12 protein-coding genes are annotated in these 15,779 nt (G+C 49.4%); 6 read left to right on the plus strand and 6 right to left on the minus strand.

All coding sequences use genetic code 11. From position 1 onward, the window contains the following. Nucleotides 1-23: 23 nt before the first annotated feature. Complete coding sequence (tyrS, locus tag LG288_RS10305) at nucleotides 24-1,226, minus strand: tyrosine--tRNA ligase (protein ID WP_404400243.1); 1,203 nt, start codon at nucleotides 1,224-1,226, stop codon at nucleotides 24-26. A 198-nt stretch (nucleotides 1,227-1,424) separates the two neighbouring features. Here tyrS and LG288_RS10310 point away from each other — a divergent pair, with 198 nt between their 5' ends. Both LG288_RS10310 and LG288_RS10315 read left to right on the plus strand, forming a co-directional pair. Next, a complete protein-coding gene (locus LG288_RS10310) occupies nucleotides 1,425-2,741 on the plus strand; it encodes a peptidoglycan DD-metalloendopeptidase family protein (protein WP_404400245.1) in 1,317 nt (438 codons plus the stop codon). A 1-nt stretch (nucleotide 2,742) separates the two neighbouring features. After that, on the plus strand, nucleotides 2,743-3,879 hold the full coding sequence (locus tag LG288_RS10315) for an anhydro-N-acetylmuramic acid kinase (protein ID WP_404400247.1): 1,137 nt from the start codon (nucleotides 2,743-2,745) through the stop codon (nucleotides 3,877-3,879). Nucleotides 3,880-3,884: 5 nt separating this feature from the next. Here LG288_RS10315 and pepQ read toward each other — a convergent pair whose 3' ends face one another. From pepQ to LG288_RS10330, 3 genes are all read right to left on the minus strand, one after another. Continuing rightward, the gene (pepQ, locus tag LG288_RS10320; protein ID WP_404400249.1) at nucleotides 3,885-5,204 is read right to left on the minus strand and encodes a Xaa-Pro dipeptidase; all 1,320 of its coding nucleotides are present in this window, start codon (nucleotides 5,202-5,204) and stop codon (nucleotides 3,885-3,887) included. Between the two features lie 71 nt (nucleotides 5,205-5,275). Then, entirely contained in the window at nucleotides 5,276-5,626 is a 351-nt protein-coding gene (erpA, locus tag LG288_RS10325; protein WP_404400251.1) for an iron-sulfur cluster insertion protein ErpA, read from the minus strand. Nucleotides 5,627-5,692: 66 nt separating this feature from the next. Then, nucleotides 5,693-6,415, minus strand: a complete 723-nt coding sequence (locus LG288_RS10330; RefSeq protein ID WP_404400253.1) for a DUF6776 family protein — start codon at nucleotides 6,413-6,415, stop codon at nucleotides 5,693-5,695. A 93-nt stretch (nucleotides 6,416-6,508) separates the two neighbouring features. Here LG288_RS10330 and LG288_RS10335 point away from each other — a divergent pair, with 93 nt between their 5' ends. From LG288_RS10335 to hemL, 4 genes are all read left to right on the plus strand, one after another. Beyond that, nucleotides 6,509-8,203: a chloride channel protein gene (locus LG288_RS10335; RefSeq protein WP_404400254.1), complete on the plus strand. Its 1,695-nt coding sequence runs from the start codon at nucleotides 6,509-6,511 to the stop codon at nucleotides 8,201-8,203. Between the two features lie 21 nt (nucleotides 8,204-8,224). Beyond that, complete coding sequence (hemJ, locus tag LG288_RS10340; RefSeq protein ID WP_404400256.1) at nucleotides 8,225-8,656, plus strand: protoporphyrinogen oxidase HemJ; 432 nt, start codon at nucleotides 8,225-8,227, stop codon at nucleotides 8,654-8,656. 70 nt (nucleotides 8,657-8,726) lie between these two features. After that, nucleotides 8,727-9,746 (plus strand): aspartate carbamoyltransferase, encoded by a 1,020-nt coding sequence (locus tag LG288_RS10345; RefSeq protein WP_404400257.1) that lies wholly within the window; start codon nucleotides 8,727-8,729, stop codon nucleotides 9,744-9,746. Nucleotides 9,747-9,765: 19 nt separating this feature from the next. Further along, entirely contained in the window at nucleotides 9,766-11,052 is a 1,287-nt protein-coding gene (hemL, locus tag LG288_RS10350) for a glutamate-1-semialdehyde 2,1-aminomutase (RefSeq protein WP_404400259.1), read from the plus strand. Here the strand turns inward: hemL and mrcB are convergent, their stop codons facing one another. After that, nucleotides 11,053-13,320: a penicillin-binding protein 1B gene (gene mrcB, locus LG288_RS10355; RefSeq protein WP_404400261.1), complete on the minus strand. Its 2,268-nt coding sequence runs from the start codon at nucleotides 13,318-13,320 to the stop codon at nucleotides 11,053-11,055. Continuing rightward, entirely contained in the window at nucleotides 13,317-15,779 is a 2,463-nt protein-coding gene (hrpB, locus tag LG288_RS10360) for an ATP-dependent helicase HrpB (protein ID WP_404400262.1), read from the minus strand. Before hrpB ends, mrcB begins: the two co-directional genes overlap by 4 nt.

Raw genomic sequence — 15,779 nt, forward strand, 5'->3', positions numbered from 1 at the left:
CGGCTGGGTTTTTTATGCAGGTTTCAAACAAAGGTGATGCGGGCAAAGCGGCGCTTACCCACTTGATAAACGCCGGAGTCTGCGGTGGTACAAAGCATTTTATTATCTGTTAACTTTTCACCGTCTTTTTTTACCGCCGACTGTTTTATCATCCGCATGGCATCAGAGGTTGAACCGACTAAGCCTGCCTCTTTTAGAACATTACCAATGGGCATGCCGTCTTCGCCGGGAGCCAGCTCATACTCCGGCATGTCTTCGGGTATCGCATTTTTCTGAAAACGCTGGATAAAATCCTGTTCTGCTTTATCCGCGTCAGCCTCGGAATGAAAACGAGCAATAATTTCCTTCGCCAGTAACACTTTGATGTCACGCGGGTTTTCACCTTCCTGGACCCGGCTTTTAAAGCCGGCAATTTGCTCTAAAGGCCGGAAACTAAGCAGTTCAAAGTAGCGCCACATTAACTCGTCGGAAATTGACATAATTTTGCCAAACATGTCGTTAGCAGGCTCAGTAATACCGATGTAATTATTCAGCGATTTCGACATTTTCTGGACGCCGTCCAGGCCTTCAAGCAAAGGCACCATAAGCACTGTTTGCGGCCGTTGTCCTTGTTCTTTTTGCAGTTCTCTACCCATCAAAAGGTTAAACCGCTGGTCAGTACCGCCTAGCTCAACGTCGGCCTGCAACTCAACCGAGTCCCAGCCCTGCACTAAGGGATATAAAAACTCGTGTATGGCAATCGCCTGATTACCTTTGTAGCGCTTTTTAAAATCGTCCCGCTCAAGCATCCGCGCTACGGTTTGTCGCGCAGCCAGTTTTATCATCTCGGCCGCACCCATTTTGCTCATCCATTCGGAATTAAACCGAATTTCTGTTTTGGCGGGATCCAAAATTTTGAATACTTGCTCTTTGTAAGTTTCTGCGTTGGCGAGTACTTGCTCTTCTGTCAGTGGCTGGCGCGTCACATTTTTTCCGGTAGGGTCACCGATCATGCCGGTGAAGTCGCCAATCAGAAAAACCACTTTATGACCGTAATCCTGAAACAATCGCAATTTATTAATTAATACGGTATGACCTAAATGCAGATCCGGAGCCGTTGGGTCAAAGCCGGCTTTAATAACCAGTGGCTTTTCCTGCGCTAGTTTATCTGCCAGTTCACTCTCGATCAGTACTTCTTCAACCCCGCGAGTTATTTCGGCGAGCGCTGCTTTTACCTGAGCTGTCATTTAGTCGATCTCCTGCGCCTTGCTTTAAGAATTGTAAAGATGCTAGTTTACGCCATAATACGGGTGGTTTTAAGCACCTGAAAACTGGTATTCTCAAATATTTCGTATTATCCTCGTTAAACACGAGGGGTTAAACAATTAACACATGCGAAAAACCTCCCAATGTCTTTTTAATAACAGAGCTAAAGTGCGCTATTTATGAAACCAACCGTCGTTATTCGTTTAAAGCAGCTATTTAATGACCTGCCTCGTTTTCATCGCGTTCTGATTAGCACAGTCAGTGTCACCCTGCTGCTGTTACTTGTTATTCCGTCGGAACCTGCGACGGCATCAAAGAACTCAAAATCACCTGAACAGCTGATGCCGGGTAAGCGCTATCAGCTGGAACTAGCGGTCGAAACACCCGAAGCCGGAGAAGAATCAGTTTCGAACAACTTTAGCTGGCAAAGCTACCAGATAAAGGGTGGCGATAATTTAGCCAAAATTTTCGATAAGCTTGGCTTAACGGCACAACAGCTCTACCGGGTTACCACCTCAGGAGACGAAGCAGAACTGCTGAAAAAGGTTCATCCCGGCGATATTTTACGCCTGGCAACCGACACCGAGGGGCAGCTTGTCCAGCTTGTTCATGAGATTAACGATGTTGAAACTCTGATCATAACGCGCCAGCAGGACCGCTTTATTGCAGAAGTTGAAAAACGGGAAATTGAAAGCCGCACCGAATTCACCCATGCCGTCATAGATTCAAGCTTTTGGAACGCGGGCATTAATGCGGGTATCACCGATAACCAAATTATGCGTATTGCTGACATTTTTGGCTGGGACATCGATTTTGCTCTGGATATCCGCAAAGGAGATGAGTTCAGCGTGTTATATGAAACACAATACGTTGATGGCGAATTTGTCGGCTACGGTAAAATTTTGGCGGCGGAATTTGTTAACCGAGATGAGACTTTCCAGGCGATCCTGCATGACAATGGCAGCTACTACACGCCTAATGGCAGAGCTATGCGCAAAACTTTCTTGCGCTCTCCGGTTAAATTTACCTACGTAAGCTCTAACTTTAATCCAAACCGCCTGCATCCGGTAACCGGTCGCGTCCGGCCTCATAATGGCACTGACTACGCAGCGGCAACCGGCACTCCGGTTATGTCTGCAGGTGACGGGAAGGTCATAAAGGCCAGTTACAATAACCTTAACGGTAATTATGTCTTTATTCAGCACGGCGAAAGCTATGTGACTAAGTACTTACATTTAAGCCGTAAGCACGTACGCACCGGCGAGCGTGTAAGACAAGGACAGCTTATCGGCCGCGTCGGCGCTACAGGCCGGGTAACCGGTGCTCATTTGCACTATGAGTTTCTGGTTAACGGTGCCCACCGTAACCCGCGTACCGTTGAGCTACCTAAGGCAAAATCACTGGCCGAGTCCGAACTTCCGGCATTTCGCCAGTACGCAGACCAACTGGTCGCCGTGTTAAGCGATAACAAGCGTATTTCTCTGGCTATGCGTTGATATGCAACGCTTTATTGGCGTTATGTCTGGAACCAGCGTTGACGCTGTTGACGCTGTACTCTGCCGGATAAACAATCAGGGCGCGCTGCAGCTGGAGGGATTTTACAGCACTGTAATCCCTCTGCCCCTGAAAAAACGTCTTCAGCAAGCCATGACAGATAAGCCACAGTCGCTTACCCAGTTCAAACAGCTAGAGGCGGACTACTCCCGCCAGGTCTCTGATACCATCAACACTCTGCTGCACCATCAATCCATTGACAGCAAGGATATTACTGCAGCAGGTTGCCATGGCCAGACCTTATGGCACTTCCCGCCCAGTCGGGCCAACACAAACGCACCGTTTTCGCTGCAGCTGTTAAATGCAGCCCAGGTCAGCATGCAGACCGGTATCAGCATTATCAGCGACTTTCGTCAAAAGGATATAGCTGCAGGAGGTGAGGGTGCGCCACTGGTGCCTGCTTTTCACCACCACCTGCTGGAGGCTACCCCAGATAACAGAAAAGCTGTTTTAAACCTCGGCGGTATAGCCAATATTACGTTGCTTAACGGGCAACAGGACGAAGTGCTCGGTTTTGACACCGGACCGGCAAATACCCTGCTCGATTCCTGGTACCGAAGTCATTATTCGAGCGGGGATTACGACGAGGATGGAAAAATAGCGGCAAGCGGCTCGATTAACCAACCGTTACTCAGCCGGCTTCTTGGCGAGCCTTACTTTACCAAACAAGCACCAAAAAGCACCGGCCGTGAACTGTTTAATCCGATCTGGCTGAGCTCTCGCCTGGCCGGCGATGAGCGGCCTCAGGATGTCATGGCGACACTCATAGAGCTGACAGCAATAACTTGTATTGCCGGGATCCGCTCGTTAACCGACAATATTAGCGAAGTAATTGCCTGTGGCGGAGGAGTAAACAACGGAGCTTTAATGTCCGCACTTCGGGGTCAGCTGCAACAGCAGTTTGGGCAGGTAATCCCGTTACGGACCACTTTAGAGTACGGTATTGATCCGCAGCGCGTTGAAGCCATGGCATTTGCCTGGTTTGCCTGGTGCTACGAGCATAAAAAACCGGCCAACTTGCCTGCCGTTACAGGCGCGCGTTGTCCGGTTATTCTTGGTTCTAAGGTTGTTGCTAATTAATGCAGCTACGACTCAGTCAGCTTGGCAAAAGCGTCCCGGGTCAGGTTCTCATTGTTGCCATTTTCCCCGACTACAATACTGTCTTCAATACGAACACCGCCATAAGGCCGTAACTGGTCAACTTTGTCCCAGTGAATGTCAGTGCTGCCCGCAAATTTCTCCAGCAGTTGATCGATCACATAAAGTCCGGGCTCGATAGTAAACACCTGCCCGACCTCGACCTCGCGCAGCAGCCTTAAAAAGGGGTGACGTTCGCTGCGCTGGTAACTTTCGCCCTTTGCATTTTTAAGGAAGCCGCCGACGTCGTGCACTTGTAGCCCAATAAAATGGCCTAAACCATGAGGCATAAAGGCACTGGTAATGCCTTTTTGGTAGGCACTTTCGGCATCTATCGAGATAAAACCAAACTGCTTGAGAATGCGCGCAATCTTCAGATGCATCGAAACATGCAGGTCATAATAATTTACGCCCGGCTTAATCTCGGTCAATAATTCTTGTTGCGCCGCATCAAGTGCCTCGACCAAATCCGCATAAAATCCAGGCTCCTGAGCATAACTGCGGGTGATATCAGCACAGTAACCTTTATAAACCGCTCCTGCATCGATTAAGAATGACCGCATTTCTGCCGGTGGCTCAGTATCATAGACATCGTAGTGCAACACAGCCGAATGCTCATTAACCGCAACAATACTGTTGTAGGGAACTTCGCTCTCACGGAAATTCATCGCGGCTAAATATTCAGCATGAATCGCTAACTCACTTTTGCCGGCAAAAAATGCGCGCTTCGCGGCAAGATGCGCCTTTGCTGCCAGACGATTAGCCTGACGCAAATTTTCAACTTCCCAATCGGTTTTGATGGCCCGCTGAAAATGCAGATAGTCCAGTAAATCCTGGGGGTTACGAGCCTTCACATTCCAGTCAGCAACTGGTTGCGCAAAATCCTCTCCGATAAAGGCCGTGGCCGCCAAGTCATCGCCTAAGTCATCGGTTAACTGACTCAGGTTCTCGATAATTTTCAGCTCGACCTGCTGTTGCCAGTCCTCTTCCGGTATTTTTGCCTCTGAGTGCCAGAAGTCCCGTGCCTGAAATAAGTAAACTGTCGGTTTACCGGAACCTTTACGGTAAAACACGGCGCTTTTTGGACTGTTGAGCAGCGGAACCCAGTATTTGAATAAGGGATTAACTTTATAGGGGGCAGGATTATCATCCAGGAAAGCTACCCGGGGCTGACCCGAATAAATTAAGGCCGACTCAAAACCCGTGTCTTCCAGCGCTTGGTCAAAACGCTCTGCAACCGTATGCAGATGTTCAGCGAATAAGCTCATGCAATACCCTCAGACTAAAAAATGTGTTCGTAGTCTATCCGATCTGCGGGTTTAAATCAGTAAGCCAGTGGTTAAATAGAAAAGCTGGAACCGCAACCACAAGTCGTTGTAGCGTTCGGGTTATCGACAAAAAAGCGTGAGCCCTGCAAGCCTTCCTCATAATTCACTATGCCGCCCACTAAATATTGCAGGCTCATCGGATCGACAACCAGGGTAACCCCCTCTTTTGGCACTTCCATGTCCCCTGGGTTAACTTTTTCGTCAAAAGTAAAACCATACTGAAAACCGGAACAGCCGCCACCTGTTACGTAAACGCGCAGCTTTAGTGCCGGATTCTCTTCTTCTTCAATCAGCTTTTTTACTTGCTTAGCCGCTTGTTCGGTAAATTCGATGGGCATTGCTTGTTGCACAGTCGCCGTCATTTATTACAACCTTGTTATTGCTTGCAGTTGATAGGTCATTAATTTTCTCGTACTTGACTATTTTGGTCAAGTATTGTTCGCCGGTTCCAGGCTTTGTTGCCAAAAGAAGGTTCGCTCTAGCCGCCCTTCGGCACCTTTCGTAAGCGTTGCCGTTACTTCAATTCGCTCGGGCGCAAAGCCGTCGGGCAGCATAAAGTCGCCCTCGTAAAGAGCAAAGTAACGCATCACAAATTGCTGCTGTTGCTCCTTGAGATTAGCCAGTTCGAGCAAGTCAAACCGCTTTTCCTTACCGTCAGTGCGGCCTACCAGGGTGATTCCAACGTGCCCGCCGACCAGCTGACGCCGTTGCTTAACCTGCAACAGAGCAAGAGAAAAGTGATAATGCCCGGGACTGACATTGGGCGTTAAGCTCAGCGATTCAATGATAACCCCGTCGTGTTCAAGCTCAGGAGCCATGATTTTTTGATAAAACGCAATATTTTCTCTTAAGCTATAATTATCTTCCTGTAGCGCAATCAATTGCTGCTGAAATCCCTGACTGGAGGACTTTTCGATATCCAGCTCAACTTGCAGTACGTTGCGCTGTGATTCCAGACGCTCAAGTTGCTGATAAAGCTGTTGTAACTGTTGTTTCTGCTCAGTTAACGTATTTTTAAGATAATAAGCATGCCAAACGCCTGCTAAATAAGCCAGATAGATAATCATCAGGCCAATAAGACCCAATGCCAGCGCAATCGGCAAGCGCCCCCAGCGTTCATTTAAACGTCGTAAAGAAAAGACTTTTTTCATCAAAATCAGTTTGTTCCTAATGTCGTCATTCACTGATATGTTAAACTCTGAAGATCACAGCATCACAGCACAGCTGCTCCAGGATAGGACGGAATGCCTAAGACTGAGTTACTGAAAAAGAGCTTACGCAAACAACTTGCAGCACCTACGACAACCCTGGCTATTTGCTTACTGGGCTTACTCGGCGGTATTGCTGCGGCTCTGATTATTGTGTTTTTCCGTCTTGCCATAGAGCAAGGAGCTTATGTTGTCGGTAATGTCAGTCATTGGCAACAGCCCTTACCGACTTTTTCACGCTTTCTGATACCGATTATCGCTGTCGTCTTGATCTTCGTGCTGTTCACCGTAGCGCGCTCGCGTCGGGTACGTATGGGTTTACCTTACGTTATTCACCGGATGAAACAACACTATGGTATGTTGCCCTGGCGCAGCACCCTGAATCAGTTTTTTGGTGGTATTATTGCACTTGTCGCTGGCTTTAGTGTTGGTCGCGAAGGCCCGGCGGTTCATCTGGGAGCTGCCGCCAGCACCTGGGTAGGTTATCATGTCGAGACACCGAAAAATGCAATCCGAACCTTAGCTGCCTGCGGTATTGCCGCTGCTATCGCAGCCTCGTTTAACACACCGATAGCCGCCATGGTGTTGGTGATGGAAGTTGTCCTGCGTGAATATAAAGTCCACATTTTTATCCCGGTAATGCTGTCCGCGGTAGCCGGGTCATTAATCACCGAGCAAATCTTTGGTCTGGCACCGGAACTGGCCATGCTGCACGCAACCGAATTACCCAATACACAATTGGCCTGGGTGGTCTTATTAGGTGTTGTTCTGGGCGTCAGTGGTGTCGTTTTTAAGCGTCTGATGATGGATGTTATGGACACCGTTAAAGACATGAATTTAATCACACGCTTAATGTTTGCCGGTTTTATTACCGCGCTGTTAGCCGTCATCATTCCAACCAGTATGGGCCCTGGCCTGACCGCTATACAGCAGGTTCTGCAGCACCAGGGAGAACTGTCAATTTTGTTCACTCTGCTATTTGCCAAATTAATTGCCAGCGCAATTGCCTTGGGTATGGGTGTACCCGGCGGCCTGATTGGCGCAGTTTTTGGCATCGGCGCAGTGGTCGCGGCTTTATTTACCGGGGTTGTTAACCAGTTGCCACTAAGCCAGTTACTGGAATTTGATACCTTTATATTATTAGGCATGGCCGGTATTCTTGCCGCCAGTATTCACGCTCCCATGGCAGCGCTTCTAGCAATAGTTGAACTATCTCGTAGTGTGGAAATTGTTATTCCGGCCATGCTGGTCATTGTTCCCGCGTACCTGATTTCGTCCCAACTGTTTCGCTCTAAGTCTATTTTTATTTCTCAGCTGGATTTGCAGGACCTGCCCTACCAAATTGCGCCTGTCGCCGTGGCATTACAAAAAACCGGTGTTGAACATGTGATGGAAACGGAGTTTAAACTTCTGCTTGAACCGACTCAGAATGAACTGCTTGATGTACTCGAAAACTCGTCTAATCAGACCGTGGTGGTTATGAATGTTGACGAAGATAACCAGCCCAGTTATCGCCTGGTCAGTTATGATATTGGTGCCGGCGACAGCCCGTCATTAAGCTATATGCCAATTACGGGTATCAAAGTGACTTCTACGCTGGCTGAAGTCTGGGATGAACTGAGTGGCGCCCGGCGTGGCGCTGTTTACGTCTTTGATCAGAAGCAAAGCGAACCCTGTGGCATCGTTACCTGGGAAATTGTGCGTCGGGCATTACAACGCGAACTATCTTAAACACTAACCAAGAGAGCAATAATGAGCTGGATTTTATGGGTCAAAGCCTTTCATGTCATTTTTATGGTGGCCTGGTTTGCCGGTATTTTTTATCTGCCCCGCCTGTTTGTTTATCACGCTATGAGCGAGCATCCGGCCGTCGACCAGCAATTTAAAGTGATGGAGCGCAAATTATTATTTTTTGTCACACCCTTTGCGATTTTAACACTGGTTTTTGGTGTAATTCTTATTGCCGCGTACGGCAGTGGCTGGTTTGCGGTCAGCGGCTGGATGCATACTAAATTACTGTTGGTGGCCTTTTTGTACCTTTATCACGGCTACTGCTTTAAGGTGTTGGCCGACTTTAAAAATAACCGCAATAAACGCAGCCATCGGTTTTATCGGGTTTTTAATGAGATCCCGGTACTGATTTTGTTTGCCGTTGTCATATTAGCCGTGGTTAAACCCTACTAGATTCTTTTTGACGGTGAAATTTGCTATAGTTTGCGGGTAGAAACTCTCGGCACAAAAGGCGCAGCGTACGATGGATTTCACCGGCTCCAATATTCTTTCTGTTAACCAGTTTGATCGTGACAGTATTGATTATATCTTTTCAGTAGCTGATCAAATGCAGCCCTACGCCCGCAGAAAAAAGCGTACTAAAGTGCTGGAAGGCGCCATTCTCGGCAATTTGTTTTTTGAACCGTCGACGCGAACCCGTGTCAGCTTCGGCACGGCCTTTAATTTACTTGGCGGTGAGGTCCGGGAAACCACGGGCATGGAGAGCTCGGCTATCGCCAAGGGTGAGTCTCTTTACGATACCGCAAGGGTCCTCAGCAGTTACAGCGATGTTATCGCCATGCGCCACCCGAAAGCAGGTTCCGTAGCCGAGTTTTCCAAAGGCAGCCGGGTTCCGGTAATTAATGGTGGTGATGGTGCCAATGAGCATCCCACTCAGGCACTCCTCGACTTATACACCATTGAAAAAGAGCTGGCTTACCACGGCCAGGGTATTGATAACATGCACATCTGCATGATTGGTGATTTGAAGTATGGTCGTACAGTGCATTCATTATCTAAGCTTCTATCGATGTATAAAAACGTCCAGTTCACCTTGATCTCGCCACGCGAGCTGGCAATGCCGACAGGGGTGCTGGATACGCTTGAAAACGCCGGTCATCGCTATCTTGTCACCGAAAAAGTTGATGGTATTGTCGATGCCGACATCGTTTATCAAACCCGGATCCAGCAAGAACGCTTCGCATCGCCTGAAGACGCTGATCAATATCGTGGAAAGTTTCGTTTAAATCAGGCCATTTACACTAAGCACTACAAGCCTAACACCGTCATTATGCATCCGTTACCGCGTGACTCTCGCTCTGAGGCTAATGAGCTGGATAATGACCTGAACCAAAACCCCAACTTAGCCATTTTTCGCCAGGCTGATAACGGTGTCTTGATCCGGATGGCCTTATTTGCCCTTACGCTTGGTGTGGTTGAGCAAGTACAAAAATACGAATGTCCGGTTAACTGGTATAGCGAAAAAAGCCGGTTATCAACTTAAATTTTAAGGAATTTTTAGCATGAGCCGTTCTGAAGAACTCTTTAAACAAGCACAACTCAGTATCCCCGGAGGGGTCAACTCGCCGGTACGGGCGTTTAACGGCGTAGGCGGCAGTCCGATTTTTATAGAACGCGCCGAGGGCGCTTATATGTTTGACGCTGACGGCAAGCGCTACACCGATTACGTGGGTTCCTGGGGGCCTATGGTTTTAGGCCATAATAACCCTGCAGTGCTGGAAGCGACCATTGCTGCCGCGCAACGGGGTCTTAGCTTTGGTACCCCAACGGAAATCGAAATTACCATGGCAGAAAAAATAAAAGCCCTGGTACCGTCCATTGAGAAAGTTCGCATGGTGAATTCCGGCACCGAAGCAACTATGACAGCTATCCGTCTGGCCCGTGGTTTTACCGGCCGCGATAAAATACTGAAATTTGAAGGTAACTATCATGGCCATGCTGATGCCCTGCTGGTTAAAGCCGGTTCGGGCGCACTTACTTTAGGGGTCCCCAACTCACCAGGGATTCCGGAAGACTTTGCAAAACACACGCTGACAGTCGACTACAATGACATTGACTCGGTAAAACAAGCCTTTAATGAGCTGGGTGATCAAATCGCCTGTATTATTGTTGAGCCAGTCGCTGGCAACATGAATTGTATCCCACCAGTGCCTGGCTTTTTAGAAGGACTTCGCGACATTTGTGATGAGCATGGAGCCCTGCTGATTTTCGACGAAGTAATGAGTGGATTCCGAGCTGCTCCGGGCGGAGCACAAGAGCGCTATAAGGTTAACCCGGACTTAACTACCTTGGGTAAAGTTATCGGCGGTGGTATGCCAGTTGGCGCTTTTGGCGGCAAAAAAGAAGTGATGGATTACATTGCACCTACCGGACCGGTTTACCAGGCCGGAACTTTATCCGGTAACCCAGTCGCCATGTCAGCCGGCTTAGCCGCATTAACGCAACTGACAACTCCCGGCCTTTATGAACAATTATACGCCCGGGTTGATCAATTACTGGACGGTATGCAGGCGTTAGCGGACGAAGCCGGTATTCCCCTGACCACAAACCGTGCAGGCTCGATGTTCGGGTTTTTCTTTACCACCGAAAAGAAAGTTACCAGCTTCCGCCAGGCAACTGAGTGTAATATGGAACATTTCCGCCGCTTTTATCACTTGATGCTGGAACAAGGCGTATACCTTGCACCTTCAGCTTTTGAGGGTGGCTTTATGTCCGCCGCTCACACAGAGCAGGATATCAAAGAGACACTGGCGGCCGTAAAACACGCCTTCGCCAGGCTAAAATCTTAATTACCCCCCAAAGAGGCGTTCCAGCCAACTTTTTTGCTCGATTTCGGCGTTACAATTAATGTCGTCATCGAGCCTGATAGGGGGTGCCGGTAATTTAACCGACTGTTCACAATGAGCCGGAATACGGGTTCCTTTTTGACGATGAAAACTTTGTTCACGGATATCGCCAACCGGCTGCAACGACATGGACTGAGGCGGATGATGGCGATAAATTTCGCGGGTTATCTGCAAAGCGCCGCTGCTTCCCGTTAATCCCGTCGGCTCATTGTCATCACGGCCCAACCAGGTGGTTATGACGTTCTCACCATCAATGGTTACAAACCAGCTGTCTTTATAGTCATTCGTAGTGCCGGTTTTTGCAGCCACAGTCGCGCCTTTGAGTACTGGCTGAAGCCCGCTGGCTGTGCCTTCCTGCACCACACCCGCCATGCCATAGCGAGTCATAAAACTTACCTCCGGCGAATAAATCTGCCGACGTTGACTAAAGTCTGCCTGATAAACTGTCATACCGTTATGCGTGGTAATGCTGGTTATCGCCCGTAAGGGCTGGTAGTTGCCATCATTAGCCAGCGTTGCATAAATGCGGTTAACTGCCAAAGGTGATAACTCAACGGCTCCCAGGGTCAACGAGGGGTACGCCTGCATTGGTGTGGTCACCCCCATTTTAGTTAAGTCGCTCACCAGGGTATCAGTACCCACCCGTAAGCCTATTCGCACAGCCGGGATGTTTCGTGACTTAACCAGCGCTTCATAAATCAGCATCTCGCCCAGGTAGTCTTTATCGTAATTTTGCGGCTGCCATTTTTGTCCTTGCTCATCAACCAGAGACACCGGCTCATCAACCACGCGGCTGCCCAGGTGCATGTTCTCAGAAAGCGTCATCGCCGAGGCATAAATCACCGGTTTTATCAGCGAGCCTATTGGTCTCAATGCCAGTATCGCCCGATTAAAACCACCTCTGTCAGAGCTTCGTGAGCCAACTAATGCCCGCACTGTGCCGTTTCGGTAGTCGCTGACAACGACTGCTCCTTGCATTTTGTCAATTGCACGGTCCGGCACGCCGGTGCGTAAAACCTGTTGCACCCGCGACTGTAAGCTGACATCCATTGCCGTATAAATTTTCAGACCAACTTCGTGCCAGTCCGCAGGCAGCACAACATTACTGAGTTCGCGCCGGACCAAATCAATGTAATGAGGGTAATCTTCTTCGACCAGGCGAGGGCTGTCACGCACTACCAGGGGTGTTTCTACGGCGGTTATATAATTTGTTTTGGTAATCAGATCGTGCTCGTACATTAATTGCAGTACGGTATCCCGGCGTTTTCGTGTGCGCTGCGGATGGCGACGGGGATCATAATAAGAAGGCCCTTTAATCATGGCTACCAGCAGCGCAACCTGCCCGGCTGTTAACTCCTGCACCTGACGGCCAAAATAATACTGACTGGCCAGACCGACTCCATGGATGGCATGGCTACGATCCTGGCCAAAGTACACCTCATTTAAGTAGGTTTCTAAAATGGTGTTTTTTGCAAAACGATAATCAATTACCAACGCCATCATTGCCTCATGAAACTTTCGCCAGAGCGTTTGCTGTCGCGTAAGGTAGAGGTTTTTTACTAGCTGCTGGGTTAATGTCGAGCCGCCCTGCACGGTTCTGCCGGCTTTAATATTAGCTGCCAAAGCGCGCATAACTGACCAGACAGATACCCCCGAATGATGGTAAAAGTTACGGTCTTCGATCAGGAGCAATGTTTCGATAAGCTGGTTAGGCACTTGCTCTAAACCAATCAACAAGCGATCTTTGTTGTCCAGCGGATTAATCCGCCCTATCAGCTGGGGTTCAAGCCTTAACTCCTGCAGCTTGCGGCCGCCGGGCCAGGCGCGCAACGACTGAATTTTGCCTGCTTCAAATATGACTTCGGCCCGCAGTGACATCGCCGGACCGTCAGCAAATTCAAAGGGCCTGCGGTGAACCATAAGACGATTTCCAGCGTGGGAATAGTAGCCAGTTTCCTCCGTACTGCTGCTGTACTGATAACTCAATCGTTCAAGTTGCTCTATCAGCTGCTGTTTATCCAGATGCTGCCCGGCATACAACGGTGTTTCTGCTCCGTAGACTAAGGCCGGCGCCTGATAGCGTTGGCTGGCAAAAACTTTCGAGAGACTGGCGTCCAGATAAATTAAATAAAAACTGACAACCGCAGCGATAGCCAAAGCCAGCTTAAGCGAGGTCATCATTAAATAGCGTTTCCAATTAATTTGCATCATCTTAGCTGCCGGTTGGTTTTTTGAGTCGCAGTCGCATTAACCGGATCTTCGGGCCAGGGGTGTTTAGGATAACGCCCACGCATCTCTTTTCTCACCTCGGCGTAGCTGTTAGCCCAGAAGCTGGCCAAATCTTCGGTTCGCTGCAATAAACGACCCGCCGGCGATAGTAAGTCAAGTACCAGGCTCTGCTGGCCTTTCAATATTTTTGGCGACCGGGGCTCGCCAAAAAGCTCCTGTAATTTCACTGCCACTTTGGGTTTTATACCCTGTTCGGTTTCGCGCAACGAAGGATACGTGATCTCTACCTGACGGCCCGTGGGTGCCTGCCAGGCAACAGGACATTGTACAGCCAGCTCTTGTTGCTGCTGGTAATCGAGTAAATTCTGTAATGCCGGCAGCGGGTCCCAGCCCTGTAGATCCTTATACGATTGCAGGCCCAGCCAGAATGGTTCCGCCCATAACGGCAAATGCTCAAGCAGGTTTTCTGCATCCGGTTTTAACTTAATGTTTAATGGCTGGCGGGATTCATAAAACCCATAAAAATAGTACAGCCGGTTCCAGTAGTTTAAAGCGCGCGGCGACCACTTTAGGGTTTCAAGTCCGGCCGTTTGCAGCCACTGCCTTAAGCCAGCATTAATTTGTTCTTTAGTTGCTGGTGTCTGCAACTCTGTGCTGCTGAACAACAATTGACCAATGTACTGCTTAGTCGTCACTCTAGGTTTTCCGACATGGCCGATATCAGCGGTTGTTGCCTCGTTTAGCGGCACTGCCGGGTGTTCTTTCAGTGCTTCCTTTTTCAATGGCAGCAAGGCCCCTAACCGGTTAAACTCAGCCGTCTCTGCCAGCTGCACATCAAGAGCCAGCAGCCACTGGCTGTGTTCACTGACTTGCCGGCTTGTTATCCGGGCACCAGACATTAATTGTACACTGTGCTCGTCAATCCGCCGGGCAATGCGGTCGCTGAAAGCAAATAACAAATACCAGCCCAGCTTGTCATAATTGGCATGCTGCTTGCCGGTCAGATCCAGTTGATGCCGCCAGTAACGGTATCTTTGATACCATCGGCGGGATTGTTCACCCACCTGGTAATGTCGCTGTATACGGGTGATAAAATCAATTTCAGTCAACTGTCGGTCGGGTTCTTCCAGTGTCGCTAACGCCTGGGCTACTGCTTCTTTATTACTGACTGAATCGCTGCGAACTTGGTGAGCAACCCGGGTCAAGCGAATATCTCCGCCCATTGACATAACCACCCTGCCTGTTGCCGTTAACTGCTGTTGGCGAACAATCTGCAAACGCTCAAGCACCCTGAGGGCATGTTGCGTATTGGTGGGGGACGGGGGCGTCAGCCAGGCTAAATCAGTTACCTGACTACCCCATAAACAGACTTCGGCGACCAGTTGCGTTAACTCTTGGGTAGCAACGTCAGCATCACCATACTCACTAAAGCCATGCTCGTCGGCCTGGCTCCACAGCCGATAAACCTGGCCAGGCCCCTGACGGCCGGCACGGCCCGCCCTTTGTTGCGCAGAGGCCCGGGAGATGTAACGGGTTTGCAGTTGAGTTGTTGCATACTGTGGCCGGTAGCGGCTAACACGCTGTCGGCCGCTGTCAACGACAACATCAATAGCAGAAAGGGTTAGCGAGGTTTCTGCTACATTCGTTGCAACAATGATGCGGCGCTGAAAATCAGCCGATAACGCTTTATGTTGAGCTGTCAAAGGTAAACGGCCATGTAATGGCAAAACCGGCGTATTAATTCGCTGCTGTAGTACATTAATCAGGTAATTAATTTCCCGCACTCCCGGGACAAAAACTAAAACGCCACGCTGGCTTTGTTGGTAAGCCTCGACAATGACGTCCGGCATGGCTTTTAACCACAGCTGCTGGCCCGCAGGCCGATAATGGGCAGTTAAAGGGTATTGTCTGCCTTCACTTTTTAAGATCCTGACTGGCTGCTTTAGGCGCTCTTGCAGCCACTGCTGAATGGGCTCGGCAGGCAGGGTGGCAGACATAATTAACAATGATAAGTGCGGTGCCAGCGGCAGGCTGTCGATAAGCAGCGCCAGACTCAGGTCGCTGTATAAGTTCCTCTCATGAAACTCATCAAAAACAACGCAATCAAAGCCGCTAAGCTCAGGGTCATCCTGCAGCCAGCGCACCAGCACACCTTCGGTCATGATTAGCAAGCGCGTTTTTGCGCTGCGCTTTTGTTCCCCGCGGATTAGATAGCCGACGGTCTCACCAACGCTCTCATTTAATTGAGCGGACAGATAGTGAGCGATATTAATTGCAGCCAGCCGGCGCGGTTGCAAAACAATAACCCTGGCACCGCTCGCCAGTAGCGCCAGGGGTAAACGGGTTGACTTGCCTGCTCCCGGTGGCGCCTGGATAACCAGCCTGGCACCGGGAAGCTGCGCTACAACATCTTCAGTAATGGCATCAATGGGTAGAGCCAT

The sequence above is a fragment of the Idiomarina seosinensis genome (assembly GCF_044797955.1).
Lineage (GTDB): Bacteria > Pseudomonadota > Gammaproteobacteria > Enterobacterales > Alteromonadaceae > Idiomarina > Idiomarina seosinensis_A.